A 25634-nucleotide genomic window follows, 5' to 3' on the forward strand; every position below is an offset into this window, starting at 1 on the left:
AAAAAAACCCATCACAATGACAAAGGGCCCAAAAGCCCTCAAAGAGGGCCCCAGCGGCCCTCTTCGCGTTTAAAAAAACGCAAAACCATCGGTGACGCGGGGTGGAGCAGCCCGGTAGCTCGTCAGGCTCATAACCTGAAGGTCGTAGGTTCAAATCCTACCCCCGCAACCACCGATACCGACATACCGGACACCTCCGGCGCACCAGCGCCCGGGGCAGTATCGTTTTTGGCGGATTGCTGCCGCTCCAGCCAATCCAGGATGGTACCGAATTCACCATGCAGCATGGCGTTGACTTGGCCGCGCCTAGTGCCCGGCGTCAGGACGACGCGCTCGATGAGCCCGCGCAGGGCGTCGGCGGCCTCTTCGCGTTCTTCGGGACAGACCAGAGCGTCTGCCAGGCGCTCGACCTTGCCGCGATAAATCTCGGCGATGTTGGGATGGATATCCGGAACATCAGCCGGCGCGGCAGCGAGACGGGCGCGGATGGTGTCCTCCTGTGCTTCCAGATCGAGAAGGCGGTCGACAAGGGTGCGTGTTCCCTTGCCTTCTTCAACTATGTCCAGAACGCCCTTGATCGCTTTCAAAACCTTCTCGAGTTCAGCGCGATCTGCCGTGTCGGTTGCCCGGCGCTCGCGGTTCAGACGATTGGTCTCCTCTACGCATGTGCGAATGGCCTTGGCGGCCACTTCGGGGCTCATCATCCGATCGCGGAGGCCATCGAGAACCCGCGCCTCCAGTTTCTCACGAGAGATGCTATGCCCGTTCTAACAGCTTCTCGTGTCGATATGGTTCGAACACGCAAACCGCCCCTGCCCGCGAAGGGTATAAGACCCACCGCAGCATCCGCAGTAAACGAGGCCGGAGAGAAGGCTCCTCGGCCGACGGGTTCGGTTCAGTTTGTTGTGTGCCGCGCGCGTCGCTTCGATCACGCCGGCATACTGGACCGCTATATCTTCCTGTCTTGCCTTGGCTGCCTGCCACAGTTCCTCATCGACGATCCGTAGATCGGGGACGTCGGTGACGATCCATTCCGATTGCGGATTGATCCGTGACACGCGCTTGCCGGTCTGAGGATTCTTGAGATAGCGAAGCCGGTTCCAGACCAGCTTCCCGATATAGAGCTCGTTGTTAAGCAGACCGGTCCCACGCTTTGCGTGCCCCCGGATCGTCGTCGACGTCCAAAGTGTGCCGGTCGGCGCGGGTATGCCTGCTTCATTCAAGCGTCGCGCAATCGCCTGAGGGCTGAGTCCGTTGGCGAACTGCCGGAAGACCTGACGCACCACCTCGGCTTCGACGGCATTGATGCTGCGCTCGCCATGGACTGCCTCGCCTTCGCTGGAGAAGCGGCGAACAACGTCATAGCCGTAGCACAGGCCACCACCAGACTTGCCTTTCTCGACGCGTCCGCGCAGGCCACGATGGGTCTTCTTCGCAAGGTCCTTGAGGAACAGGGCATTCATGGTGCCCTTAAGGCCGACATGTAGCTCGGACACTTCGCCTTCAGCCAGCGTGACGATCTTCACGCCAGCGAATTGCAGGTGCTTGTAGAGCGTTGCAACGTCGGCTTGATCGCGGGATACGCGATCCAACGCCTCCGCGAGCAGAACATCGAACCGGCCCATCTGTGCGTCCTGAACGAGGGCCTGAATGCCGGGGCGCAGGATAACGCTGGCGCCGGAGATCGCAGCGTCCTTGTAGCTGCCTATAACATGCCAGCCTTCACTCTTCGCCTGCTCCCGGCATATCAGGAACTGATCCTCGATCGAGGCAGCACTTTGCTTGTCGTCGGAATAGCGGGCATAAAGGGCGACGCGGGTCATATCGTTCTCCTCGCGGAGAAATTAACATGATGCTCGTTACCTGCCAAATTGGGCGGCCCGCATTTAGGCAGTGGAGCATTCCTGCAGCTCACGAGGACAAGATAGCCTAGGCTTCAGAATGATCCATGGCGACATTCCTCATTGGCGGACAAAGATTTCATAGGCGGGTACCGCTCGCATTCGAGTGCATCTTTGTAATCGCTTATGTCGCTCCCTATCTAGGGGGTCGCAATTGCTTGATCGAGGAATCCGAAATGGCGAACGGATGGGCGCGCGATGGCGCCGTACAGGATCAGATCGATGATACGGTGACCGATGCTGTCTTGCGAGCCCGAGGCATGATGCCGACGGGCGAAGGTAGCGACGAATGCGACGATTGCGGCGAGGACATTCCGCAGGCTCGCCGCGCCGCCTTGCCGGGTACGCGGACCTGCGTTGCATGCCAGGCGAAGCGGGATGCGAATATGCGCGCTGTCGGGATCAACCGGCGCGGGAGCAAGGACAGCCAGCTACGATAGACCTGTCGGTACGGTTCAAACCCGTCATTCAGCGCACTCGGGGAAAATCGTTCAGGGAAAAGCCTCTAATATCACGGCATCGCATCGTTCTTCCTTGCCGATGCGGACTTCCGGCGGCGTACCGGCTTGCCGGCAATTTCGATCCAGACCGGTGCGTGGTCGCTGGTCTTTTCCCAGCCGCGCACGTGGCGGTCCACCTGCGCGTCGGTGAGCCGGTCGGTGAGCACCGGACTGAGCAGCAGATGATCGATCCGGAGACCGGCGTTGCGGGCGTAGGCGTTCCGGTTATAGTCCCAGAATGTGTAGATCGTCTCGCCCGGGTGGAGGATGCGCAATGCGTCGGCCCAGCCCTGGTCGAGCAGCCGGAAATAAGCCGCGCGCACCTCGGGCGCGAACAGCGCGTCGTCGAGCCAGCGCTCGGGTTTGTAGACGTCCAGTTCGGTCGGCATGACGTTGAAATCCCCGGCGAGCATCGCCGGCAGGCCGGTTTCAAGCAGCCCCGCAGCATGCGCGATCAGGCGCTCGAACCAACGGAGCTTATAGTCGAACTTGGGGCCGGGTCTGGGATTGCCGTTGGGTAGATAGAGGCCGCCGATCAGGATTCCGTTGACCGCCGCCTCGATATAGCGGCTCTGGCTGTCATCGGGATCGCCGGGCAAACCCCGGCGGGTTTCGTGAATCTCGCCGACACGGCTGAGGATGGCGACGCCGTTCCAGCTCTTTTGCCCGTGCCAGATCGCATCATAGCCAAGATCGCGGATCGCTCGCAGCGGGAATTTCTCCTGCGGCGCCTTCAATTCCTGCAGGACGACGATGTCGGGCTGGCGTTCGGCCAGCCAACGCAGCAGCACCGGCAGGCGGCCATTGACCCCATTCACATTGTAGGTTGCGATGATCACAGGTCGGGGAGGATCTGATCGGCGCGCCCCCAATGGGCAAGGTTCTTCGACGCCGCGCGCTTCACCATCTCCGCTCCATCGCCGATATGCCAGTGCGATGGCTTGTCGAGATCGCGCAGTTCCTCCCAGGTCAGCGGAACCGCGATCGGCGCATATTCGCGTGTCCGCGCGCTATAGGGCATGACTGCGGTCGCGCCGCGCTGGTTGCGCAGATAGTCGATGAAGATCCTGCCCGTTCGCTTCGCCTTGGCCAGCGCCGCGGTGAAGCGGTCCGGCTCTGCCTGCGCGAGCGCCAGGGCAAAGCGATGCGCGAAGTCCTTCACTACCGGCCATTCGGCAGAGGGCGTGAGCGGCGCGATGACGTGGACGCCCTTGCCCCCGGTGACCATCGGGAAGGTCGTGAGCCCCATCTGCGCGAGCACATCCTGGACATGGAAGGCGGCCGAGACGATATCCTGGAATTCCAGTCCTTCGTCGGGATCGAGATCGAAAACCAGGCGATCGGCCTTCTCGACATCCTCGATCCGCGCGCCCCAGCCATGAAACTCGATCGTGCCCATCTGCACGCAGGTGAGCAGGCCTGCGGGCATGTCGACGAACAGATAGGGCTCGTCATGGCCGTCCTTCTCGCGGATGCCGACCTGTTTCACGTCATCGCCGAAGCTGCCGGCATCGTGCTCTGTGAAGAAGCATTTCTTCGATCGGCCTTGCGGACAGCGCACGAGGCTGATCGGCCGGTTGCCCGCCCAGGGCAGCATGATCGGCGCGACGATCTCATAATAGTCGGCGAGCTGGCCCTTGGTGAGCTTGCCTTCCGGGAAGATTACCCGCTCGCGGTTGCTGATCCTGACGCTGGTTCGTGCCGGCGTGGTGGCGATCGCGACCGGCGTTTCGGTCTCGATCACGACGGCTTCGGGCTTCTTGTCCTCGCGCAGGCCGAGATAGCTCGGATGACGCAGGACGCCTTCGTCGGTGAACTCGGCATAAGCGATCTCCGCCACGAGCCTGGGCTCGATCCAGTGCGCGCCGCGCACGGCGGCGCGCGGCGCGTCGACACGCGGAGCCTTGCGTTCGAGCGGCGCCATGATCTTCATCAGCCGCTCGATCTCATCGGCCGTGAAGCCGGTGCCCGCCTTGCCGGCGTAGCGCAACTTGCCATTCTCATTGACGCCGAGCAGCAGCGAGCGGAACCCGCGCTGCTTGGCCGAAGGCGTCCAGCCGACGATCACGAACTCCTGCCGGCGGATGCACTTGGTCTTGAGCCATGTGCCCGAGCGCGAGCCGCTGTAGCGCGCGTCTGCGCGCTTCGAGATCACCCCTTCGAGGCCGGCGCCGCAAAAGCTGGCAAGCAGCTTCTCCCCATTGCCGACGATATGATCGGAGTAGCGGATACGTCCCTGGGCCTCGCCGATCAGCGCGGCCAGCTTCTCCTTACGCTCGATAAGCGGCAACCGGGTCAGATTCTCTCCGTCCAGTTCGAGCAGGTCGAAGGCGAAATAGTCGATTTTCGTAGGGTCGCCCTTTAGCGCAGCCTGCAAGGCCTGGAAGCTGGTACGGCCATCCGGCAGGGTCACGACCGCCTCGCCATCGATCAGCGCGCTGCCGACGTTCAGCTTCAACGCGTCGGTGATCAGCCCGGCGAACCGATCGGACCAGTCGAGACCCGAGCGCGTATAGGCACGCCCTTCGCCGCCACCGATCGCGAGGAGCGTTCGATAGCCGTCATATTTGAGTTCGTGCAGCCAGCGATCGCCCGGTGGGACATGATCGACGAGCGCGGCCAGCTGCACCGGCTGAAACGGCGGCAATAGGCCAGATTTCTTGCGGCGGGCGGGCGCGGCGGCGGGCGTTCTGGAATTGCCGGCCGCCGCAGGTGACGCCTTGGCGCCCGCCTTGCGCTTGCGCAAAGCCTTGCCCGCTGCAATCTCCTCCATCGTGCGCCCCGTATCGACGCTGGTAAGATGGGTGCCGATCAGATCGTCTGAGCCGCCGGCGAATTCATCCTGCACCTTTCGCAAAATCCAGTTCTCGCCCTTTTCCTTGCCGTGCGGCTTCAGACGAAAGAGGATCCACTCACCCTGCATCCGCCGGCCGTGAAGAATGAAATGGAGGTGACCTTCGGGCAGCGTCTGGCGAGGATTCTTGCCGGGGATCGATTCCCAGGTGCCATTGTCCCACAGCATCACCGTGCCGCCGCCATATTGGCCCTTGGGGATCGTGCCTTCGAACCGGGCATAGTCGAGTGGGTGATCTTCGGTGCGGACCGCGAGGCGCTTGTCGTCGGGATTGCTGCTCGGCCCGCGAGTGACCGCCCAGCTCACCAGCGTGCCGTCCAATTCGAGGCGGAAATCATAGTGGAGGCGCGACGCCGCATGCTTCTGGACGACGAACCCGTAGCCGCTCGTCGGCTCGTTTGCGCCCGACGGTTCGGCCGTGCGGTCAAAGTCGCGCTTCTCGCGATATTTTGCGAGGCGCTCGTCTGCCGAAGTGATGTTCGCTGTCGAGGCTTGTGCCATATTGATTTCCGATCACCCCGTTAATTCGTACGGTGGCGAACTCGTTCCCCGGTCGCCTCTTCGCCGATCGCGCGGACGAAGCGATAGCTTGCCTGTTCGAACTTCAGCGAGCGGAAGAAATTGTGGCTGTTGTTGATCGTGATGTCGCTCATCGCCTCGATTTGACGGCAGCCGGCCTTGGCCAGCGCGGTCTCGGCGGCCGCCAGCATCGCCGTTCCGATGCCTCGACGACGATGGCTCTTGTCGACTATGAGCACTGTCACGCGCCCGATCGGACCGCGATGGATAGTCCCTACAACCGCCCATCCGCAGCAGCCGACGATATCGCCCAGCTCGGCGACTACCATGCCGGCCTTCGCCTTTCGGCCGGCTGCGAGATTGTCGGCGACCTCCCTGCTACCGAGCGATACGCCGCTGAGCTGGCCGAGAAGCGCCGCCAGCGAACCAGCATCGTTCGCAGTGACATCGCGAATACGCAACTCCGGTTTGGGTGCGGGCATAGGCTCGAGATCGGGTTGGGGCTCTGGCTCAGCTCTTGGGACGAGCCGGAGCGCAGGCTTTGGACGCGCCTTTGTAGAAGGTTTCCGTGCCGGACCTGGCTCTTCTCGTCTACGCGGCGCCGGATGATCTCGTAACACCGGTTTTGCCCGGCGGTGGATGGGTTCCATGTCCTCCTGAGGCTCGGGCGGGCGGGGTTTGTCTCTGGGGGCAGGTGGGTCGGGAGTTCCGTCTGCCGACTGCTTCCATGTGCTTTGCTCGCTGCTACGCAGATAGTCCTGAATGTCGTCGGCGCTCGCGGTCAGGCCATCGTCGCCGATACCGAGCAGCGCCTTGCCACCCGCATCGGTCAGGCCATATTTCCCGAAGTCGCCGGTGCCGGGCTTGCGCCGCCGCGACTTGACCAGCCTCAGCCCGCGGTGCTGCGCCATCTCGCGGAGCTCGTCGTCGCTGACCTCTGCCATCTTACGACGAGCCTGCCATGCCAGTATTTGTAAGTGCGGCAGGGGCGGCTCGGTGTCTTATGGGTTCCAGATGACGCAACGACCGGAACGGCGTGCAGCGATCCGCGCTTCTCCAGATATGCGCGCGCACCGCTTCTCCCAATCCTCGATGATCGATTGCATCGGCTATGACGACAAGACCAGCATCCTGTCGATCTCGTTTCGCGATACAGGCACATATCTCTATTATGACGTGCCGGCCGAGACCTTCGAGGCCTTCTGCCATGCGGCTTCGGCCGGAAGCTTCTTCAATGAACTGATCAAGGACCATTTTCGCTACGCACGCGATTCCGAACGGCGGCGCTTCGGGCCGAACGCCTGATCGCTCAGGCTTCGCGAAGGGCACGATAAACCGACATCAGATGGCGAGAAGCGACGGCCCGCGCGCGCGGCGACCGGATCGTCTCCTCATTGGTTTCATGAAGCATGGTGAGCATGTCGAGCACTTCCTGGCGGGGTGTGCCGGTTTCTCGCAAGTGCGTGCCGATCAACGTCAGCAGATTGGCCCACAGCGTGATGGCGCCTTCGGCAAACGCTGCATCGTCGTCGACGGTCGCCGCTACCGAGTCTGATCTGTCCGCCACGGATCAGGCCCGCTTGCGCGCAGCCGGTTTCGTGGCCGGCTTGGCCGCAGCCTTCTTGGCGGCCGGTTTCGCGGCAGCCTTGCTGGTCTTCTTTGCCGCCGCCTTGGACGAGCCGCCACCCGATGAGCCGAGCGAGTTCTTGAGCGCGGCCATAAGGTCGACGACGTTGGAACCACGCGAATCGCTGCCCTTGTCATCGCTCTCGATGTTAAGCGTTTTGCCCTTCTTCTTGCGCTCGATCAGCTCCTTGAGCGCGTCGGCATAGCGATCGTGAAACTCCCTCGCATCGAACTTGCCGGTCTTCTTGTCGATCAAGGTGGTGGCGAGGTCGAGCAATTCCTCGTCCGGATCTGTATCGCCGATCTCGCGGAAATAGCTCGTCGCCTTGTTGACTTCGTCTGCATAGCGCAGCGTCTCCATCACCATGCCGCGCCCGCAAGCCTTGATGCTGACGACATATTCCCGCCCGCGCATAGCGAGCTGGCCGAGACCGATCTTGCGCGTACGGCGGAGCGCCTCGCGCAAGACGATGAAGCCTCCTCAGCAAGATCGTCGCCGGCACGACATAATAAGGCTTCTCGAAATAGATCGCGTCGATGTCATGGCTATCGACGAACTGGGTCAACTCGAGCGTCTTCTTGCTCTCCAGCTTGACCCCCTCGATCTCGTCGTCGTCGAGCAGGACATATTCGCCCTTGGCATATTCGAAGGCCTTGACGATCTCATCGACGTCGACCGGACCGATCCCCGGCACGACCTTTTCATACTTGATCCGCTGGCCCGAGGGCTCATGAATCTGGTTGAACGCGATCGTGGCGCCGCTCCTCGTCGCCGAATAGATTTCAACGGGAATGGAGACCAGCGCCAGTCGGATCTGGCCTTTCCAATAGGGACGTGCAGCCATCGAGCCTCTCCTTCGCAGATTCTCCTAATCCCTAATGCCTTCGGCTCGTTCCCGCGCAATCTACATCGCCGCACCGAGTCGACGAAGACGCTGACCTCATAAGACGTAAAACCGATGGATCTGACAAGGCTTCCACGCCGCAGATTCATCTCTGCGCCAACGAGCCGTCGAGAATGGCGCCATGTACGCGCCCCGACTCTCGTCATTGGCCTGGCGGGACTCACGGCTGCGTCCTACGGCCCGCGCCCGTAAAGATGTTGCTGGCCCCTGTCATGGCAACACGACTACAACCATTTCACGAGTGGCAAGTCACTCGCACGCGGTGAAATCTTGTCTCTCAAGGCTAACAGGGGGCCACGATGTTGGGATAGGTACAGCCGCACTAGTGTGTGGGGAAGGGGCCTAAACCGACTTTGCGATGCAGGCCCTTAAGGCCCGCAAAGCGCCCTCAACATCGATTATCTAATGTTGCGCCTCTCGCTTGCCGATCGGCTGCCTGATGCACGGGTCGAAAGCGATCTGCGCGGATGGTAGAAGGCGAAGGGTCATGCGCGGGCATGGCTCGAGAACGCCGAAAGACCGAAGTGGACAAGCGAGAATCAGGAGGGTGGATAAATGAAGATCGAAAGCTTCACGCTCCCGGAGAATGACTGGGCACCCAACAATGACCGGCTGCCAGCCAGTGACGTTTTATCGCCGCGCAATGAAGGCCGAGGGTGCGGATGTCGCCGACCGCTTGGAGCCGCTGTTCGCCGAGAATGGCTGGCCGCCCGATTGGCGCGACGGCGTGTTCGACTATCACCATTATCATTCGACCGCGCATGAGGTGCTCGGCGTATTTGCGGGAGCCGCGACGCTCGAGCTGGGCGGCGCGGACGGGCGGCAGGTCGAAATGGCAGCCGGAAACGCGCTGATGTTGCCCGCGGGCACCGGGCACCGATGCGTCATGGCGAGCGCCGATTTCTGTGTGGTAGGCGCCTATCCTCAGGGCCAGGCCTGGGACATCTGCCGGGATGCGCCCGACGAAGGGGCACGGGCGCGGATTGCCTCGCTGCCAGACCCCCGGCGCGATCCGATTACCGCCGAAACGGGCGGGCGAACCGGCACATGAGCGCGCTCAATCTCGACCAAGTTTCGACTTCAGCGCGTCGATGCGCTTCGAGGCGTCGGCCTTGCTCAAATCCTCTGGCGGACGTTCCTCATGCGCTTCTTCGCTCAGCGTCGCGAGATAGGATGCTTGCGCGCCCGTCATGGGATCGTCGCCCGATACCCAGTTTTCCGGGGCTTTCTGGGTGTTCGAGCCTGGATGAACGTCCATCTTGGGATTATACGAGTTCTCGGCCATTTTCCATTTCCCGTTCTTGGTTTGTACGAAATAACGGAGGCGAGCGACTGTGGTTCCCGGATAGGAGGGGACGTGCAGGGGGCGTCAAAACTATCGCGACCTGGCATGTTTGGACGCGGCTGACTGATACTCATCGTCGGGTGGTGATATGAAAGACACTGGCCTCGTGGCCCTGACCGAGTTTCTGCGCCATCCCTCGATGGTGGGCTCGGCTTTCCCCGCGACTGCGCGGATGGTGCGTCATGTCCTCGCCTCGATCGACTGGGCGCAGATCAGCGTAGCCATCGAGTTTGGACCGGGCAGTGGTCGGTTCACCTTCGCCATGCTCGAACGGATGCGGCCTGATGCGACACTTCTCGCGCTCGAGACTGGCGCAGCATTTGTCGAAAAACTGCGTGTGGCGAACCGCGACCCTCGGTTGATCGTGGTCAAGGATTCGGCGATCGAAGTACATCGACATCTGGCCGCTCACGAGCTGGCCAGGCCGGATTTGGTCCTGAGCGGATTGCCCTTCTCGTCTCTCGACGAGTGCGAAGCCGAGGCGATCATGGGCGTGACGGCGGCGACGCTCAACTCGTCCGGACTTTTCGCTGCCTATCAAATGCGCAGCACTATCCGTGGACTCATCTACCGGCACTTCGCTGTGGTTCGGCATGCTTATGAGTGGCGGAACATCCCTCCTTGTCATCTCTATTGGGCGAGGAAGCCAGGCGCGCGCGAGAATAGGGGGGCGCATGCGAGGAGCCATTCCGTCGATGAAGGCAGCGGGCTGGAAACTTGATGTCCGGACAGGGCCGTATTCCTTCAGCGGCTGTGGCCGGTGTGGCCGGATGTCTTTGCCGACTACGTAACGCTCGCTGCCGATGCCGCGGAGAACGCCGCGCTGCCTTGAGAGATTTGCGACGATCAAGGGACAAGCTAAGGACGGTCCCGACGTTCAAGCGATGGCGGTCCGATCAAGGGCTCACCCGCCGACCTGACTGCGGTACCTATCGCACCGCCTGCTCGCTCGATCGCGCCGCCTGCCGCGAAGCCTCAGGAAAGCAACAAAGGAATTGGCGGCGGCTGGCAAATGTTCGCCGGACCGATCCCATCGGGCTGCACCCCGCCATGCTCCGGCAGCACGCGTTATGCGAGCAGGAGGTCATATTACGCGGGGTCGGAACCCGAGCAATTGAACGCGTCCGAGGTGTAAGCGAGGCACCCGTCATCGGTGCCATCTGCGCCGATCGCGGTCGCCAGTTCGGACCGGATAACTGAACCTAGCGCCGGATAAACGCTATCAAACCTCAGTTCTCCAAGCGGCGTCGCAACCAACATCTGTTCGTTTTCCATCCGCAACGGTGCGCAAGGCCCATCGACGAGCATCACCTCAGCTGCCCTAAGCTGACGCCTTTCTTCATCTGAAAGGTCATGTTCGCCGTCCGTGGCGATCAGCGTCACATCGCGGGTGTACATTCTTAAAAAGATTGCCTCTTTGAAGCCATGGGAACGGGTGCCGAGGACGCCGACACGTTTGTCCGTAACTTCGTACCCGTCGCATATCGGGCAATAGCGAAGTAGGCCGCGTTGCAACGCCGCATCGTGGACGTCCGGCGCCATTTGCGGGCGATTGTTTACTACTCCGGTGCTGAGCAAAATGGTGCGCGTGGACCAGGCGCGGTTTTCACCGTGGGCGATGAAGCCCTCCTGGGTCCGCTCCAGTCTCTCGATCAATTCCATCTCGACATGCACAGCAAAACTTTCGGCCTGCTCGCGCATCAGCTTGAGCAGGTCTCTTCCGGGAATCCCCCCAGGATATCCTGCATGATTGAGGGTGCGCGGGATTTGGGCCGCTCGGCTATTGCCTGCATCTACGACGGCGATCGACAGGTGAAAACGGGCCAGATAGATGGCGGCAGTCAGGCCGGCAGGCCCTGGGCCAATGACCAGGCAATCGAGCGGCTTTATCATCCTACGCGCAAGCGACAAGAGGCGCGCTGGTTCCGGATTACCCCTGCTCTTGTCGGAACCCGAGGGGGTGGCAATGAGTTGCCGTGTCAAATGACTGTCAAAGCGAGAGGTGCGTAATGGCCGATGACAAATCGCAGCGCGGGGGTGCAGATCGCCGCACGGTGGCAGGCGGCGAAGCCTATGAGGTCGACTACTTCGCTGAAAAGCATGGTTTGACCCGTGACCAGGCGCAGGCCCTGATCGGTCGGGTTGGCAACGATCGTGAGAAGCTGGACGCCGAGGCAGAGAAGATCACAACGAAGTGAGAAGGGGGGCCGAATCTGCGGCCCACCTATGTAGCAGGGTCCTATGGCGTCACTGGACAGGCAACAAACCGAGACATTGACAAAGCCTGGCAATCGGCCCGCCTTGTTGATTCTCGACATGGTCAACTGCTTCGATTTTGAAGGGGCAGAGGAGTTGGAGCGGCATGCCATTGCGGCGGCTCCGCGGATCGGCCAGCTGCGCCGACAGTTCCGCGAGCGTGGGTGGCCGATCGTATATGTGAACGATAACTTTGGCGAATGGCATTCGGAGGCGTCCAAGCTAGTGGCGCGGGCATTGGAGAAGGATAATCCGGTCACGCAATTGCTGGTGCCGAAGCACGACGATTATTTCATAATCAAGCCCCAGTTTTCCGGCTTTTATGCCACCAATCTGCCAGTGCTACTGCCACAGCTAGGTGTCAGTAAATTGGTGCTGAGCGGCGTCGCCACCGACATCTGCGTACTGTTCACCGCTGCGGATGCCCATATGCGCGAATACGACTTATGGGTGCCGGAAGATGCCGTCGCTGCGGAAAATGAAGAACGTGGGCGCTGGGCGTTGGAAATCATGGCTCAGAGCATGGGGGCTAAGACGGCCGAGACATCGCAGATGTCAATAGATGAGTGGCTCTCTGGCCCGGAGGGGTGAGCGAGGATATTCGAACCCATTTGTTTCTCGCGCGTTTCCACCCGAAGCGGATCCGGAGAGAGGTTTGGGAATGCGGCTATTTAAAGACAATGGACTAACGATTGCGCTGTTGGCGCTTTTCGCTTTTTGCATCGTTGGCCAATGGATTTCGGGATGGCATGTTGAGCTTGAAGATGCCCGGCGCCATGCCCAACCCCAGCTTACTCTCTTCGCTTATGCCGCCAGTCCGCAATTCCTTTCCTCTGTCTTCGAGAACTGGGAAAGCGAATTCCTGCAGATGGCAGCCTACGTCGTGCTCACCGCATTCCTGATCCAGCGTGGATCGGCAGAATCGAAAGATCCGGATGCTCCGCCTCGGGATAGGGATCTGGAGCGTAAGGCACACGAGCAGGGCGCACCGTCTATCCTTCGCAAAGGTCCGGCCTGGCGCGCACTATATGCGCGTTCCCTTGGCCTCGTGCTGATCCTGTTGTTCGTCGCGTCATTCGCGACGCATTGGGTCCAGAGTGCCCACGTCGCGGCCGAGGAGGCGCTGGAACACGGGGAAACGCCGCAGACTGTCCTTGCCTATCTCGGCGACGCGCAGCTTTGGTTTGAATCGTTCCAAAACTGGCAGAGCGAGTTTCTCTCAACCGCCGTTCTTGTGGTGCTGTCAATATTCCTGCGTCAGCGCGAATCTCCCGAGTCAAAGCCGGTAGCAGCCCCGAACGCACAAACTGGAGAATGAACAATCCCACCATGCCGGGGCATCAATGAATATACCTCGATGAATAGCAACGGAAGCTTACGATGGATAAATTCTTCACCGGCATCGCCACAAGGTGCGCGCAATTGATGGGCCAGCCCCTGGCCTTCATCATCTCCTCGCTGTTCATTGTTGTTTGGGCGGTCAGCGGCCCTTTCATGGAATACTCGGATACGTGGCAGCTCATCGTCAACACCGCGACTACGGTGCTGACATTCCTTGCCGTTTTCCTGATCCAGAACAGCCAAAACCGCGACGGCGCGGCCATGCAGGCAAAGCTCGATGAGATTATCAGGGCACTCGACAAGGCGCGCGTGGAGTTTGTGGGTATCGAGCATCTGACGGATGCGCAGATCGCCCGCATTCGCGAAGCCCTCGAGGCCGATATCAAAGACAAGGATGATAAGCAGAAGACAGCCACGCCCAGCGTGGAACGGCTGTTAGAACGATACTGACTTCGCGATTTAGCGGCCGTCGGGGGCACGTGCCTAAGACGACGAGGGAACGGGTTGCGTTACGGGATTGCAAGTCTCTCGATCGGAGTAGAAATGGCCCGGGGTTCCAGCGAGAATGCAACCTCAGCGGAGGAGCATATAGCGAAAAGCGCGATTTTACGAGCATCGCTGAACCTGCAAGTCCGTTCGAGTCGACACCGTTAGGGCCCACCCTTGGCAAGGCTTGGATTCTGATCCGTTCAAGGAACCGAGCGGATAGTTGCGGAGCTGGGAGATGCTAGGTCGGTGCGGCATTTCTCAACGATAGCCCAGCGTTGACGTTCGCCGCCCAGGACTTTGCGCGTGGGCGCAAAATCTCATCCCAGAAACATGCAAGGGGTGAGCGCGTTATGACGCCCAGGGCCGCAATGGGCGGGAGGCAAGGATGACAATCGAAACGAGCAATCTGCATATCCGCCAGTTCAGCAAGCATGAGCACCTCGCCCGCGCCGGCGATCCCCAGCGGGTGGTTTACAAAGTCCAAGAGGGTTGGGCATGTCGATATTCCGTCATCCCCGATGGCCGCAGGCAGATCACCGCGATATTCCTGCCGGGCGATTTCTGCGAGCCGCAGTGGTTGCTTGCTGGCAAAGCCCAGCTTCCGATCATTGCCATCACCCCCATGACCGTTACTGAAATCCCCCTGGAAAATATCTACGGGCAGCCTGGAAAAGGAGTACAAGATCTTCTGGGCGCGATGCTCGAGGCGTTTAACCGCCAAACTGACTGGATCGTTAGCTTGGGCCGCAAATCTGCGAAGGCGCGCGTGCGCGATTTTCTGCTCGAATTGCATCGCCGACTGAAGGTCTCGGGACACGTATCTGCGCACCGCTGCACTATACCATTGACGCAGCAGGACATGGCCGATGTGCTGGGCCTTACGGCGGTTCACCTCAACCGCGTTTTAATGGATCTGCGCAAAAGCGGCGCCATCAGCCTTCGGGGGAAAACGCTTTCTTTAGGCCGCAATGAGCGTGGTCAAACGGAGCCTGCGACGTCTGGTGGGCCGCATATGTCGTTACAACCTGCACGGGAGCCAATGCTCGCCTGATTTATCGAGCGCTTCCCGCTCGGCACCAGCAACAATGTGCACGTGTGCGCATTTTCCTTGCATCCCCAGCTCACGTGGTGTCCGATTAACGAATGTTCCCGAGGATAACCTCTCCCATCTCCACGCAGGCAGAGCAACGCGCGTGCTAGACGCGACTGAGGCTATCCGGCGCTTCAATGTCCGTTCAAGCGGAGATGGCAAGACGGCGATGATCTTCGCGCATGGTTTTGGCTGCGACCAGAATATGTGGCGGTTTGTCGCGCCGGCCTTTGATCAGGATTATCGGGTGATCCTATTCGATCACATCGGAGCTGGCGGCTCAGACCTTACTGCTTATGACGAGGAGCGGTATGCCTCGCTCGACGGGTACGCCGACGACCTCGTCGATTTGGCCCGTGCGTTGAAGGTCGAGGCCGGGATCTTTGTCGGTCATTCGGTAAGCGCGATGATCGGGCTGATCGCTGCCCGTAAGGCGCCGGAGTTGTTTGCGAGCCTGGTCTTGGTCGGCCCCTCGCCAAGCTACATCAATGACGGCGACTACGTCGGCGGCTTCACACGCGATGAAATCGATGAACTGCTGGAATTTCTGGACAGCAATCACATGGGGTGGGCGCAGGCGATGGCGCCGGTCATAATGGGTAATGCGGACCGCCCGGAGCTGGGCGACGAATTGACTGCCAGCTTTTGCCGCACAGATCCGCAGATCGCCAAGCAGTTTGCTCGGGTTACTTTTCTTTCTGATCATCGCGCAGACCTTGCTACCGCAGCAGCACGCGTACTCATCCTTCAATGCCGAGACGACGTTATCGCGCCAGTGAGCGTGGGTGCGTACGTCCACGATGCTATTCCAGGCAGCGAACTGGTGGTATTGGACGCCACAGGCCATTGCCCGAACCTGAGCGCTCCGGAGTCTACCATTGCTGCGATTAAAGCCTTCCTTTGACGCCTCGCAGTTGACAGTCTTCATGAGCGCGTCCGCCATACCCATCGATTTCGAAGCGCTGTTCGAAATCGCGCCCTGCGGCTATCTTCTCACTGACAGAGATGGGCGCATATCGCGCGGCAATAAGACTCTTGCGAACTGGGTCGGCCGAGCAGCTGACGAACTTCTGGGTCTTCGCTTTTCAGACCTTCTGCCAATCGCAGGGAAGATGTTTTATGAGACCCATTTAGCGCCGTCCCTGCACATGCAGGGCAGCTTCACCGAAGTTGCCTTGGACCTCAAGGGACGGGGTGGGGCAAAGATCCCTATGCTGGTGAACGCGATCGAACGAAGGAGTGAAGGCGGGACACCGTTCATCTGCTTCACGCTGTTTATGGCCGCTCAGCGCCGCGCTTACGAACTCGGTCTCCTCGAGGAACGAGACGAGGCGAATGCGGCGATCGCGGCTGAGCGAGAGGAAGGAGAGCTGCGTGAACGGTTTATCGCTGTCCTGGGCCACGACCTGCGTAATCCACTGGCATCGCTCGCCAGCGGCCTGCAGATGCTATCTAAAGAAAACCTGAGCGAGCGCGGACGAAAAGTGCTCGGGCTCATGGACGGAAGTATCGTGCGGGCGACCGGCCTCATCGACAACGTCCTGGATTTTGCCCGGGGGCGGCTCGGGGGCGGCATTACGCTCAACCGGGATGCTTCCGAGCCCCTCGAGCCAATGCTTCAGCAGGTCGTCTCCGAATTACAAGCTATCGCGCCCGCACGTAGCGTCGATGTCAGCTATGATCTGGACGTACCGATAAATTGCGATCGGGTTCGCATCGGGCAGCTGCTATCCAACCTGCTCGGCAATGCCCTGACCCATGGTGCTCGCGACAAGCCGGTCCGCGTCCAGGCCACCACGAACGAACGGCAATTAAAGATTGTCGTCGCCAACGGAGGCGTGCCCATCCCCCCTGATGCTAGGCTGCATTTGTTCGAACCGTTCTTCCGCGCTGATGGGCACACGTCGGGGAAGGGGCTGGGCCTTGGCTTGCATATCGCATGTGAAATCGCCCGGGCCCATGGCGGCACCTTGAAAGTTCGATCCGACGAGGTTGAAACTGCTTTCACCTTCACCATGCCATTGGACGAAACTCAGGAGCCATCCACCTGATTTTTAAAAGCGCGTGAACCAGTTCGCGCTTTCGGCATTTCCATAGGTCAGGCATCGCCTGACAGGAGAGCCGGAAAATGCCGCAGGACGAAGTGAAGACCCGTATTCTCGTCGTCGAAGACGAAACACTAATACGCATGGTAGGCGCGGAGATCCTGGAGGATGCCGGATTTGATGTGCTCGAAGCGGCGGACGCCGACGAGGCCTTGCGTATTCTGCAAGCGCATGACGATGTCTTGCTGCTGTTTTCGGATGTCGACATGCCAGGGAGCATGGACGGATTGGATTTAGCTCGGGTCGTTCACGAGCGTTGGCCGGATATCCGGCTTTTGCTGACCTCAGGACGCCATGAACTTACGGACGCCGAGGTTCCGGATGCCGGACAATTCATTTCGAAGCCGTGGATGAGCGAGAAGCTCATTTCTCACATCCGGGATTTGGTCGCCGATCGTTAGGACAAGTGCGCGACTCGCCTGGGGACTTTGGGAGCGGCGGAGCGTTGTCCAACCATGACTTCGAATCCACAGTTTAGCCCGACGTCGACTGGCTTCCTGACGGGTGGGGGCGAAACCGGATCGCTGATGCGGTCGTTCGACTGGGCAGCGACACCTTTAGGGGACCCTGCGCAGTGGCCGCAGCCACTAAAAACCCTTATGGGGGTGCTGCTCACAGCCAATCAACCGATGTTTATCGCCTGGGGCGCTCAGCGTACGCTACTTTATAATGATGGGTATGCCGAGATCCTCTCCAGCAAGCATCCCGCAGCCCTGGGACGCGACGTGTTGGACGTGTGGGCCGAGATCCGTGGCGATCTCGAGCCGATCGTGGACCAGGCCTATGCCGGCGTGCCGGCCCACATGGACGACATCGAACTCTTGATGCTACGCAAGGGTTACCCGGAAGAAACCCATTTCTCGTTCTCCTATACGCCAGTGCGAGATGAAGCCGGACTGGTTGCCGGTTTCTTCTGCCCCTGCATCGAGATAACCGACCAGGTCCTGGGCGAACGGCGCCGCCTTGCGGATACCGACCGCCAGCGCCGACTGTTCGAGCAAGCGCCAGGTTTCATCGCCATTTTGGACGGGCCGGAACACAAATTTGAATTCGTCAATGCTGCCTATCGGCGGCTTACAGGCGATCGCGCGTTCGTTGGCATGAGCGTCCGGGACGCGCTGCCCGAATTGGCTGGCCAAGGCTTCTTCGAACTGCTCGATCAGGTCTACGCCAGCGGCGAACGTTTTGTCGCTGAAGAAAGCCCCATTCAGTTCGAAGGACCGGACGGGCGCTCGCGCCAGCGGTTCCTGGACTTCATTTACGAGCCGATCCTCGATGACGCCGGCAAGGCCACGGGCATCTTCGTGGAAGGGCATGACGTTACGCAGGCCCATCAAGCCCGCGTGAAGCTTCGTGAGAGCGAAGAGCGGAGCCGGCGCATCGTCGAGGGGGTGAAGGATCACGCTATCTTCACAACAGACTCCGGTGGAACGATCGTCGACTGGACGCCGGGAGCAGAGACCGTCTTTGGCTGGACTGCGCAGGAAATTTGCGGCCAGAACGCGGAAATCCTCTTTATGCCAGAAGATCGGGCTACCCAGGTGCCGGCACAAGAACTTGCGACCGCACGCGCCCAAGGCTGCGCGAATGATGAACGCTTCCATGTGCGGCGCGACGGCTCTCGGTTCTTTGCCAACGGCTCGGTTCGCCCGCTGCATGACAGCCGCGGAGAAGTCACGGGCTTCATCAAGATCGCGCGGGACGAGACTGCTCGGCGCGCCGCAGAAGCGGCTCTCGAAGAGACTGCGCTCCGTTATCGCTTGGCCGCGAAGGCTACCAATGATGCGATATGGGATTGGGATCTTGCCACCAACCATGTCGATTGGAATGAAGCCATCCGCGTCTTGTTTGGCTACGCTGAGGACGACGTTGAGCCAACGGGCGACTGGTGGATCTCGCACATCCATCCCGACGACCGCGAGAGGGTCGATACGGCAATCCACGCCGTGATCGACGGGAGCAACGATCTATGGGCAGCGGAGTATCGTTTTCAGCGGGTTGACGGGACTTTCGCTGATGTTTTTGACCGCGGCCACGTAGTTCGTGATGAGCAAGGCCAGGCTTTGCGTATGATCGGCGCCATGCTGGATCTGACCGAACGCAAACGAGCCGAGAACGCCCTACGCGAGATCAACGAAACACTCGAGCAACGGGTAGCCGATCGAACCGCCGATCTGATCGCTACGCAAGATGCGCTTCGCCAATCGCAGAAGATGGAAGCTGTGGGACAGCTTACTGGCGGCCTTGCACACGATTTCAACAATCTGCTGACCGGCATTTCCGGGAGCCTGGAATTGATGCAGACGCGCATCTCTCAAGGACGGATGACCGACGTCGAGCGCTACGTCGGGGCAGCTCAGGGCGCCGCCCGGCGGGCAGCGGCGCTGACCCACCGCCTTCTTGCCTTCTCACGCCGGCAAACGCTGACGCCAAAGCCCACCGATGTGCGCCAGCTGGTGTCCGGCATGGAGGAACTGATCCAACGCACGGTGGGCCCCGCGATCATGATCGAGACAGTGAATGCGGCAGGGTTGTGGCCGAGCCTGATCGACCCTAGCCAGCTCGAGAATGCTATTCTGAATTTGTGCATCAATGCCCGCGACGCCATGCCGGATGGGGGCAAGATCACTATCGAGACCGCCAATAGATGGATGGACCACCGCGCCGCCGAGCAGCGTGGGCTCGAGCCAGGCCAATACATTTCCCTTTGCGTCTCCGATACCGGGACCGGGATGCCGCCTGACGTGATTGCCAGAGCGTTCGATCCATTCTTCACCACCAAGCCGATCGGCGAGGGAACCGGGCTCGGCTTGTCCATGATCTACGGGTTCGCGAAGCAGTCCGGCGGCTCTGTGTCCATCTACTCCGAAGTCGGCGATGGGACGATGGTGTGCGTCTATCTGCCGCGCCACCTTGGAGAGACGGAGACCGAAGACACCCCCGTAGACGCCGACAACCTACCGCGGGCTGAAGATGGCGAGACGGTTCTCGTCATCGACGACGAACCAACCGTCCGCATGCTCGTCGGGGAGGTACTGACTGAGCTTGGATATACGGCTATCGAGGCAGTCGACGGCGCCGCAGGGCTCAAGATCATCAACTCGGACTTGCGCATCGATCTGTTGGTGACCGACGTCGGCCTTCCTGGCGGGATGAATGGCCGGCAGGTAGCTGACGCTGCTCGCTCTGTTCGGCCCGATCTCAAGGTCCTCTTCATTACCGGTTATGCAGAGAACGCCGTTCTGAGCCACGGGCATCTCGACCCTGGAATGCATGTCCTTACCAAGCCGTTCGCGATGGACACGATTGCAGCCCGGATCAGAGATTTAATCGAAGGGTAGGCGACTTCGGGCAGCTCATGTAAAGTTCTGACCCAAACGAGGACTGAGAAGGAAATCACCGTGACTCAGAGTCATCGACCGCCGCCCCGGGGAGCAGGTAAAGCTGCTATTATCGTCGTGGTCATTGTCGGACTTATGATCCTGTCTATTTTTGTTGGGTTTAATCTTTATCACGCCAAGACGCTAAAAGACGAGCAGGCCGGGCATGTCGATCCGGCCGATGCGCCAAAGAGTGCCGATGATCTGGGATCGGCCCACGCCCGCCATTGATATCGGGCCGGTCGACCTGCGTCGCCGCGCCGAGACCGGCATTCTTGGCAATCACGCCCGGGCATGCCGGAGAATGATTGCCAGGTGGAGGGCTCAATACGTCGATGGCGGATCGCTAGCTGGAAAGCTTTCGTCCAGTGCCTCGTCGGTAGCACTCCACGACTTTGGCGGCGAGGTCATGCTTTCTGGCCCCGCGTCACGGACATCGGGGCAGCCTCGATCGACAGCCGACTCTCCGGCGCTGTTCTTTACGGCATATTTGTAGAGCGCGTAGCCGATGGCTCCTGCGGCAGCTAGTCTCATGAGACCCATATATAGCTCCTTGCAATACTCGCCACTAAAGGGCGGTTTTGGTGTGCTTCTTTCGCGGCCGATCCAAGCCTACCGTGAGTTCGCGCGCAGACGCTCGCCGGCAAAACGCTGCGCCTCTCCGGCTTTGCGAATGACTGCATCCGCCCCGAAGAACTCATGCGTCACCCCGGTGTACGTCCGGCTTGTTACGGTTACACCGGCGGATCGGAGCCTGCTTGCAAGAGCCTGGCCCTCGGACGCCAGCGGGTCAATCGACGCCTGAATGAGCGTGACGGGCGGCATGCCTTTGAGATTGGCCGCGAGCAGGTTGATACGCGGGTCCGCTGCGTCGGCGGGGCCCCGCGTGGTGTGGTGAAGGAACCATGCCATGGCCGCCCGGTTCAACGGCATCGCGTTGGCGTTCGCCTGGTAGGACGGCGTATTGAGATCGGAACCGGCGATCGGGTAGATTGCCAGTATCTGTGACGGTTTCTGCAGCTTGTTATCTCGCGCCGCTATCGCCGTCGCAATCGCGAGATTTCCGCCCGCGCTTTCGCCTGCAAGAGCAACCTTGCGGACGTCGCCGCTGTATGTCCCTGCGTTGGCCAAAGCCCACTTGTAGGCAGCGAGCGCATCGTCGTGCTGCGCCGGGAATTTGAATTCGGGTGACTTGCGATACTCTACCGAGATGACCACCGCCTGAGCTTCTCGGGCTAGCGCCCGGGCAGAAGCGTCATAGGTGTCGATGGTGGCAAGAACCCAGCCCCCGCCGTGGTAGTAAACGATCGTGGGAAGCGGGCCTTTGACATTCTCGGGCCGATAGACCCGCGCCGGTATCATGCCGGCGGCGCCCTGTATCTGGATGTCCTGCGTTGTTACCCCGGGCGGCGGGGCCGTCGGCCTGCCCTGCTTGCGCATGACTTCCCTTACGCCGTCAGCAAAACTGGGCTGCAGCCTCGCTTCGGCGGGGCTGAGCGTGTGGTAGGGACGCTGCCCCACGGTTTTCAGCGCATCGAGAACCGCTTGATTGTCAGCATCCGCTTTTTCGCCCCTGGCAGGTATCCCAGCCTGCCCTTCGGGCGCGGCGGCAAAGCTGATCGCGGGCACGGCGAGCGGAGACAAAACTGTGGTCGCTGCCACAGCGAGAGAATGTGCGACTAACTTTCTCATCTTCATACCGGCAGTCCTTCAAATCCCATATTGAAGGCGCAACGGCCCTTTCTTGCTCCTGTTCCCCTTTGCGCCGGTCGAAGCTGAGAAATTGCAACCACATCGCAGCGGGTTGGAACTCGAGCAATATTATGAGGTTCATCAACTGCCAGCGCGGTAAGAATAGAGGGTGCCAGAAAATGAAGATGCCGAGCTTTCTCTTGTTCTCTGTTTTGACGTGTAGCGTCCCCGCCACCGCATATGCCCAGAGTCCTTCCAATCCCCCTCCGCCGCCGGCGGCCTCTACGGGTGCCGCAATGCCTTATCTGCAGATCGCCGGGGAAAGCGACGTCTACGAAGTCACGTCCAGTCAGATCGCACTCCAGCGCTCGCAGAATCCCAAGGTCCGCGCATTCGCCACGATGCTGATCGACCACCATACCAAAACGACCAATGCGGCGCTGACCCAGGCAAAAGCCGCAGGCCTGATGCCTCCACCTGCGGTCCTCGGCCAAGGCAGTCGCTCAAAGATCGATCAGCTCTATGCCGCAGCACCAGGGGATTTTGACCGGGTCTATATTGCGCAGCAAATTCCAGCGCATGAGCAGGCCTTGGCAGTGCAGACGGCATATGCCGCCCAAGGCGATAAGGCTCCGCTAAGGGCGTCGGCGAAGGCCGCCATTCCCATCATCACGCAGCACCTAAAGCACGCTCGCGCCCTGCAGGCTGCCCGATAACCCTCGACCTTCCGGAGATTCCATGAAGCTTACCTCCGTCCTGGCCGCATCGTGTGCCGCCCTTGCTTTTTCGACTGCCGCTTTTGCCCAGCAGGGTGATGGAACGGATGTGCCTGTGGCAATTCACGTCTTTAAGCCAGACAAGGCGCCGGCTACGCCGGAACGGCTTGCCGCGCTCAAGGCGCCTGCTGGCTTTACGGTCTCCACCTTCGCGACGGGCTTGAAAAACCCCCGTATTATCGCCGTTTCTCCAAATGGAGCGATCTACGTCAGTAGGCGCGAACAGGGTGATATCGTCCTGCTCAAGGATGCAGACGGTAATGGGGTCGCGGACGCAGCGCCCCTGGTAGTCGCTAACCGGCCCAACGCCCATGGCCTCGCAATCAAGGGCGACAAGCTTTACATCGTGACGGTCAAAGAGATTTTCGTCGCGGCAATCCGGCCCGACGGCACTCTGGGCACGCTCGAAATGATTGTCGGCGATCTGCCTGATGGCGGCCAACATCCTAATCGTACGATGGCCTTCGGTCCCGACGGTATGCTCTATGTAAGCGTGGGTTCGACCTGCAATGCCTGCAACGAAACCAATCCCGAGAACGCCAGTATTCTGCGGGTTTCACCCGACGGCAAAATGCGCACGATTTTCGCACGCAATCTGCGCAACACGATTGGGTTTAGCTGGCAGCCTCAAACTGGCGAGCTATGGGGTATGGATCATGGCATCGACGATCTAGGCGACGATTTGCAGCCCGAAGAACTCAACCTTATCGAGCAGGGCAAACAATATGGCTGGCCGCACGCCTATGGTGTGAACGGCATCCACCCTCAAACCACGCCTCCCGGCGAGATAACGAAGGCCCAATGGCTGGCGGCGAGTACGCCCATGGTCCTGGGGTATACTGCCCATGCAGCACCCATGAGCATGGTGTTCTATTCAGGCGGCAATTTCCCGGCGGCCTATCAGGGCGATGCGTTCGTCGCGATGCGCGGATCATGGAACCGTAAGCCGGCGTCGGGTTACGAAGTCGTTCGGATCAAGTTCCGAGACGGCAAACCTGACCGCTTTGAACCCTTCGTCACCGGGTTCCTGACAGACAGCGGTCTGAAGCATATAGCCCGCCCCGTCGGCCTCGCCATGCTGAAGGACGGCTCGCTGCTTTTGACGGACGACGGCAACGGAACGATTTACCGCATCGCTTATACCGGCGCTGCAGGGCAGCTCACCACGGCCATTGCACCGCCAGCTGGGCCTATGCTCGCCCAAGCGGGAAAGGGTGTTGGCGTTCCTCTGACGATTGAACGACCGGAAACGGCCTCGTCGATAAGTTCAGTGAAGGTACGCTCCACGGCGGTCACGCCGCAAGGTGTGATTGCTGAAAAATACAGCGAGTACGCCGACGCGGTGTCGCCGCCGCTGAGCTGGGATCCTGTTACCGGCGCGCAATCCTACGTTCTGATTATGGAAGACCCGGATTCGCTTCCCATTACGCCGTTTGTTCACTGGGTCGCATGGAACATCCCCCCGTCGACAACCAGCCTGCCGGAAGGCCTGCAAGAGCAAGAACGGCTGACCCTGCCAGATGGCATGATGCAGGGCCGTAACAGCAAGAACACGCCGGGTTACTACGGTCCGCAGCCGCCCGTTGGCGACGCTGCGCACCGCTACAGCTTCCAGGTCCTGGCTCTCGACACGGTGCTCGATCTCCCGATCGGTGCCAACCGCGACCAGGTCCTGGGAGCCGCGCAAGGGCACGTGCTTGCCAAGGGCGCGCTGACCGGTCGTTACCGCCAAGTCGCCAAACCGCCAAAAAGCGGAACTCTGCCGGCGGGGATTATAAAAACACCTGGTACAAAGGCCCGCTGACACCGAGGGTGGACGGTACGACGGCTGCGTCAGCATATGTAGAACGTGGCCTTGGCCATCCCACATATATCGAACGACAAATGCATTAATAAAAATGCGCCGTACTGAGAAGTACGGCGCCATTCCGAATGCGATCAATTACCGGGCCATCAGGATTCTTCGGCCTGAATGTTTACGCTCGTTTCCGCCAGCTTGGTCATGTATTCGTCGCCGCCATAGATTTCCTTGGTGGCGTCGCGAAGCCTTTTGTTGTCGTCCTTGAGGCCAAGAGCTTTGGCATAGGCTGCCGCAGTACCGAACCCTGCGATGCCATAGTGGCTCATTCGCTGGTACTGAGCGATGATGACGACATCGAGCAGCGGGCCTTTCTTCGGGCCTTCCTCGATGATGTGCTTAGTCGCCTCGGTGACCAAGCCTTCCATGCCTTTGCAATGCTCTTTGGAAACCTTCTCGTCCTGGCCGGCGATCAGCTCCTTGAGCACATCGGTATGCGCGGAGATTCCGGCCTGCGACTTCGTCAGCATTTCCTTGAGCTCGGGATCGCTCGCCTTCGAGGTGATCTTCTTCAGCAACCGGTTCATCTGGTCGTTGGCCGACCACAGATCCTTGAGCTCGTCGGTGTAGATTTCCTGGAAATTTTCCGGTGCGGACATGATGGAGTTCCTCTCTTCGCAGCTGCCGGGGTTAGCGCCGACCGCTCCCGTTGAGCGCCTGGAAAGCGGCAATGTTCCGGTTTGTTTCGCTTATGATGGCCGGTGCAAGAATAGGTATGCCGGACTTGTCCCAAGTCTGAGTTCACTTATTCATCGGCAAAGTTTGGGAGACGCGAGCCCTGCTGCGGCGCGTTCACCCTTGGGGTCATACGTGATCGCCCTCCGCCGGTAGAGCCACGCCATGCGCGGTCCAACTTGCCTGGAGGTAGCAACCGATCGTGGCGCATCGCCCAGGTAACTGAAGCGCCCCGGGTTTCCAGGAGGCTCCAACTTGTGAGAAGGAGCATCCGTTATGAGCAAGACAACCAACAAATTTTCACCTGAAGTCCGCGAGCGGG

Annotated in this window: 26 protein-coding genes, 1 tRNA gene and 1 pseudogene; 17 read left to right on the forward strand and 11 right to left on the reverse strand. The window is 60.3% G+C overall.

Translation table 11 applies throughout. The annotated features are described in order from the left end of the window. Positions 1-95: 95 nt before the first annotated feature. Positions 96-172, forward strand: a tRNA-Met gene (locus ADT71_RS03665). Positions 173-767: 595 nt separating this feature from the next. On the opposite strand, the gene ADT71_RS32785 is transcribed toward ADT71_RS03665, so the two are convergent. Further along, positions 768-1823, reverse strand: a complete 1056-nt coding sequence (locus ADT71_RS32785; protein WP_054435234.1) for a recombinase family protein — start codon at positions 1821-1823, stop codon at positions 768-770. Between the two features lie 254 nt (positions 1824-2077). Here ADT71_RS32785 and ADT71_RS03675 point away from each other — a divergent pair, with 254 nt between their 5' ends. After that, a complete protein-coding gene (locus tag ADT71_RS03675) occupies positions 2078-2341 on the forward strand; it encodes a DksA/TraR family C4-type zinc finger protein (protein WP_004212606.1) in 264 nt (87 codons plus the stop codon). A gap of 71 nt (positions 2342-2412) precedes the next feature. Here the strand turns inward: ADT71_RS03675 and xth are convergent, their stop codons facing one another. From xth to ADT71_RS03690, 3 genes are read right to left on the reverse strand one after another with little or no spacing between them, the layout of a single operon-like run. After that, positions 2413-3240, reverse strand: a complete 828-nt coding sequence (xth, locus tag ADT71_RS03680; protein ID WP_054435236.1) for an exodeoxyribonuclease III — start codon at positions 3238-3240, stop codon at positions 2413-2415. Then, positions 3237-5756, reverse strand: coding sequence for a DNA ligase D (gene ligD, locus ADT71_RS03685; RefSeq protein ID WP_054435238.1), 2520 nt, complete (start codon positions 5754-5756; stop codon positions 3237-3239). The genes xth and ligD overlap by 4 nt, the downstream gene beginning before the upstream one ends. Before the next feature lie 20 nt (positions 5757-5776). Then, positions 5777-6718, reverse strand: a complete 942-nt coding sequence (locus tag ADT71_RS03690; RefSeq protein ID WP_054435241.1) for a GNAT family N-acetyltransferase — start codon at positions 6716-6718, stop codon at positions 5777-5779. A gap of 70 nt (positions 6719-6788) precedes the next feature. On the opposite strand from ADT71_RS03690, the gene ADT71_RS03695 reads away from it, so the two are divergent. Next, a complete protein-coding gene (locus tag ADT71_RS03695) occupies positions 6789-7079 on the forward strand; it encodes a KTSC domain-containing protein (protein WP_231635549.1) in 291 nt (96 codons plus the stop codon). 4 nt (positions 7080-7083) lie between these two features. Here the strand turns inward: ADT71_RS03695 and ADT71_RS03700 are convergent, their stop codons facing one another. Both ADT71_RS03700 and ADT71_RS03705 read right to left on the reverse strand, forming a co-directional pair. After that, positions 7084-7341 carry a hypothetical protein gene (locus ADT71_RS03700; RefSeq protein ID WP_054435244.1) on the reverse strand — a complete coding sequence of 86 codons (258 nt, stop codon included), beginning with the start codon at positions 7339-7341 and terminating at the stop codon, positions 7084-7086. 3 nt (positions 7342-7344) lie between these two features. Continuing rightward, positions 7345-8245 (reverse strand): annotated as a pseudogene (locus tag ADT71_RS03705) (Ku protein). Between the two features lie 664 nt (positions 8246-8909). On the opposite strand from ADT71_RS03705, the gene ADT71_RS03710 reads away from it, so the two are divergent. Continuing rightward, complete coding sequence (locus tag ADT71_RS03710; protein ID WP_231635550.1) at positions 8910-9356, forward strand: cupin; 447 nt, start codon at positions 8910-8912, stop codon at positions 9354-9356. A gap of 6 nt (positions 9357-9362) precedes the next feature. On the opposite strand, the gene ADT71_RS03715 is transcribed toward ADT71_RS03710, so the two are convergent. Next, a complete protein-coding gene (locus ADT71_RS03715; RefSeq protein WP_054435247.1) occupies positions 9363-9590 on the reverse strand; it encodes a DUF3072 domain-containing protein in 228 nt (75 codons plus the stop codon). Positions 9591-9738: 148 nt separating this feature from the next. Between ADT71_RS03715 and ADT71_RS03720 the strand changes: the two genes are divergently transcribed. Then, complete coding sequence (locus ADT71_RS03720; protein ID WP_054435250.1) at positions 9739-10371, forward strand: class I SAM-dependent methyltransferase; 633 nt, start codon at positions 9739-9741, stop codon at positions 10369-10371. Positions 10372-10739: 368 nt separating this feature from the next. On the opposite strand, the gene ADT71_RS03725 is transcribed toward ADT71_RS03720, so the two are convergent. Further along, positions 10740-11543, reverse strand: a complete 804-nt coding sequence (locus ADT71_RS03725) for an NAD(P)/FAD-dependent oxidoreductase (protein WP_082370135.1) — start codon at positions 11541-11543, stop codon at positions 10740-10742. Positions 11544-11659: 116 nt separating this feature from the next. Between ADT71_RS03725 and ADT71_RS03735 the strand changes: the two genes are divergently transcribed. From ADT71_RS03735 to ADT71_RS31135, 10 genes are all read left to right on the forward strand, one after another. Beyond that, positions 11660-11848, forward strand: coding sequence for a DUF3606 domain-containing protein (locus ADT71_RS03735; protein ID WP_054435258.1), 189 nt, complete (start codon positions 11660-11662; stop codon positions 11846-11848). Between the two features lie 43 nt (positions 11849-11891). Continuing rightward, complete coding sequence (locus ADT71_RS03740) at positions 11892-12497, forward strand: cysteine hydrolase family protein (protein ID WP_054435261.1); 606 nt, start codon at positions 11892-11894, stop codon at positions 12495-12497. Between the two features lie 70 nt (positions 12498-12567). Continuing rightward, a complete protein-coding gene (locus ADT71_RS03745) occupies positions 12568-13224 on the forward strand; it encodes a DUF6766 family protein (protein ID WP_054435263.1) in 657 nt (218 codons plus the stop codon). A gap of 62 nt (positions 13225-13286) precedes the next feature. Next, positions 13287-13697 carry a low affinity iron permease family protein gene (locus ADT71_RS03750; RefSeq protein WP_054435265.1) on the forward strand — a complete coding sequence of 137 codons (411 nt, stop codon included), beginning with the start codon at positions 13287-13289 and terminating at the stop codon, positions 13695-13697. A 424-nt stretch (positions 13698-14121) separates the two neighbouring features. Beyond that, a complete protein-coding gene (locus ADT71_RS03755; protein ID WP_054435267.1) occupies positions 14122-14787 on the forward strand; it encodes a Crp/Fnr family transcriptional regulator in 666 nt (221 codons plus the stop codon). A 208-nt stretch (positions 14788-14995) separates the two neighbouring features. After that, positions 14996-15730 (forward strand): alpha/beta fold hydrolase, encoded by a 735-nt coding sequence (locus tag ADT71_RS03760; protein WP_054435284.1) that lies wholly within the window; start codon positions 14996-14998, stop codon positions 15728-15730. A 22-nt stretch (positions 15731-15752) separates the two neighbouring features. Further along, complete coding sequence (locus ADT71_RS03765) at positions 15753-16877, forward strand: PAS domain-containing sensor histidine kinase (RefSeq protein WP_054435270.1); 1125 nt, start codon at positions 15753-15755, stop codon at positions 16875-16877. A 77-nt stretch (positions 16878-16954) separates the two neighbouring features. After that, positions 16955-17332 carry a response regulator gene (locus ADT71_RS03770; RefSeq protein ID WP_054435273.1) on the forward strand — a complete coding sequence of 126 codons (378 nt, stop codon included), beginning with the start codon at positions 16955-16957 and terminating at the stop codon, positions 17330-17332. A gap of 126 nt (positions 17333-17458) precedes the next feature. Next, positions 17459-20272: a PAS domain S-box protein gene (locus ADT71_RS03775; RefSeq protein WP_197282904.1), complete on the forward strand. Its 2814-nt coding sequence runs from the start codon at positions 17459-17461 to the stop codon at positions 20270-20272. A 60-nt stretch (positions 20273-20332) separates the two neighbouring features. Next, positions 20333-20542, forward strand: a complete 210-nt coding sequence (locus tag ADT71_RS31135; protein WP_132470272.1) for a hypothetical protein — start codon at positions 20333-20335, stop codon at positions 20540-20542. Between the two features lie 93 nt (positions 20543-20635). Here the strand turns inward: ADT71_RS31135 and ADT71_RS30040 are convergent, their stop codons facing one another. Beyond that, entirely contained in the window at positions 20636-20854 is a 219-nt protein-coding gene (locus ADT71_RS30040; RefSeq protein ID WP_082370136.1) for a hypothetical protein, read from the reverse strand. Between the two features lie 69 nt (positions 20855-20923). Next, positions 20924-22009 (reverse strand): alpha/beta hydrolase, encoded by a 1086-nt coding sequence (locus ADT71_RS03780; protein WP_231635551.1) that lies wholly within the window; start codon positions 22007-22009, stop codon positions 20924-20926. 290 nt (positions 22010-22299) lie between these two features. Here ADT71_RS03780 and ADT71_RS03785 point away from each other — a divergent pair, with 290 nt between their 5' ends. Both ADT71_RS03785 and ADT71_RS03790 read left to right on the forward strand, forming a co-directional pair. Next, positions 22300-22719 carry a DUF4142 domain-containing protein gene (locus tag ADT71_RS03785; protein WP_231635552.1) on the forward strand — a complete coding sequence of 140 codons (420 nt, stop codon included), beginning with the start codon at positions 22300-22302 and terminating at the stop codon, positions 22717-22719. A 22-nt stretch (positions 22720-22741) separates the two neighbouring features. Beyond that, on the forward strand, positions 22742-24583 hold the full coding sequence (locus ADT71_RS03790) for a YbhB/YbcL family Raf kinase inhibitor-like protein (RefSeq protein WP_054435278.1): 1842 nt from the start codon (positions 22742-22744) through the stop codon (positions 24581-24583). Positions 24584-24732: 149 nt separating this feature from the next. Here the strand turns inward: ADT71_RS03790 and ADT71_RS03795 are convergent, their stop codons facing one another. Then, the gene (locus ADT71_RS03795; RefSeq protein ID WP_054435280.1) at positions 24733-25236 is read right to left on the reverse strand and encodes a ferritin-like domain-containing protein; all 504 of its coding nucleotides are present in this window, start codon (positions 25234-25236) and stop codon (positions 24733-24735) included. Between the last annotated feature and the right edge of the window lie 398 nt (positions 25237-25634).

The sequence above is a fragment of the Novosphingobium sp. ST904 genome, assembly GCF_001298105.1.
Lineage (GTDB): Bacteria > Pseudomonadota > Alphaproteobacteria > Sphingomonadales > Sphingomonadaceae > Novosphingobium.

Bases quoted from the DNA above. Each gene is read 5' to 3' on its own strand.
- ADT71_RS32785 (WP_054435234.1), bottom strand. From the start codon at position 1,823: ATGACCCGCGTCGCCCTTTATGCCCGCTATTCCGACGACAAGCAAAGT.
- ADT71_RS03675 (WP_004212606.1), top strand. From the start codon at position 2,078: ATGGCGAACGGATGGGCGCGCGATGGCGCCGTACAGGATCAGATCGAT.
- ligD (WP_054435238.1), bottom strand. From the start codon at position 5,756: ATGGCACAAGCCTCGACAGCGAACATCACTTCGGCAGACGAGCGCCTC.
- ADT71_RS03690 (WP_054435241.1), bottom strand. From the start codon at position 6,718: ATGGCAGAGGTCAGCGACGACGAGCTCCGCGAGATGGCGCAGCACCGC.
- ADT71_RS03695 (WP_231635549.1), top strand. From the start codon at position 6,789: ATGACGCAACGACCGGAACGGCGTGCAGCGATCCGCGCTTCTCCAGAT.
- ADT71_RS03710 (WP_231635550.1), top strand. From the start codon at position 8,910: ATGACCGGCTGCCAGCCAGTGACGTTTTATCGCCGCGCAATGAAGGCC.
- ADT71_RS03715 (WP_054435247.1), bottom strand. From the start codon at position 9,590: ATGGCCGAGAACTCGTATAATCCCAAGATGGACGTTCATCCAGGCTCG.
- ADT71_RS03720 (WP_054435250.1), top strand. From the start codon at position 9,739: ATGAAAGACACTGGCCTCGTGGCCCTGACCGAGTTTCTGCGCCATCCC.
- ADT71_RS03725 (WP_082370135.1), bottom strand. From the start codon at position 11,543: ATGATAAAGCCGCTCGATTGCCTGGTCATTGGCCCAGGGCCTGCCGGC.
- ADT71_RS03735 (WP_054435258.1), top strand. From the start codon at position 11,660: ATGGCCGATGACAAATCGCAGCGCGGGGGTGCAGATCGCCGCACGGTG.
- ADT71_RS03740 (WP_054435261.1), top strand. From the start codon at position 11,892: ATGGCGTCACTGGACAGGCAACAAACCGAGACATTGACAAAGCCTGGC.
- ADT71_RS03745 (WP_054435263.1), top strand. From the start codon at position 12,568: ATGCGGCTATTTAAAGACAATGGACTAACGATTGCGCTGTTGGCGCTT.
- ADT71_RS03750 (WP_054435265.1), top strand. From the start codon at position 13,287: ATGGATAAATTCTTCACCGGCATCGCCACAAGGTGCGCGCAATTGATG.
- ADT71_RS03755 (WP_054435267.1), top strand. From the start codon at position 14,122: ATGACAATCGAAACGAGCAATCTGCATATCCGCCAGTTCAGCAAGCAT.
- ADT71_RS03760 (WP_054435284.1), top strand. From the start codon at position 14,996: ATGATCTTCGCGCATGGTTTTGGCTGCGACCAGAATATGTGGCGGTTT.
- ADT71_RS03765 (WP_054435270.1), top strand. From the start codon at position 15,753: ATGAGCGCGTCCGCCATACCCATCGATTTCGAAGCGCTGTTCGAAATC.
- ADT71_RS03770 (WP_054435273.1), top strand. From the start codon at position 16,955: ATGCCGCAGGACGAAGTGAAGACCCGTATTCTCGTCGTCGAAGACGAA.
- ADT71_RS03775 (WP_197282904.1), top strand. From the start codon at position 17,459: ATGCGGTCGTTCGACTGGGCAGCGACACCTTTAGGGGACCCTGCGCAG.
- ADT71_RS30040 (WP_082370136.1), bottom strand. From the start codon at position 20,854: ATGGGTCTCATGAGACTAGCTGCCGCAGGAGCCATCGGCTACGCGCTC.
- ADT71_RS03780 (WP_231635551.1), bottom strand. From the start codon at position 22,009: ATGAAGATGAGAAAGTTAGTCGCACATTCTCTCGCTGTGGCAGCGACC.
- ADT71_RS03785 (WP_231635552.1), top strand. From the start codon at position 22,300: ATGCCTTATCTGCAGATCGCCGGGGAAAGCGACGTCTACGAAGTCACG.
- ADT71_RS03790 (WP_054435278.1), top strand. From the start codon at position 22,742: ATGAAGCTTACCTCCGTCCTGGCCGCATCGTGTGCCGCCCTTGCTTTT.
- ADT71_RS03795 (WP_054435280.1), bottom strand. From the start codon at position 25,236: ATGTCCGCACCGGAAAATTTCCAGGAAATCTACACCGACGAGCTCAAG.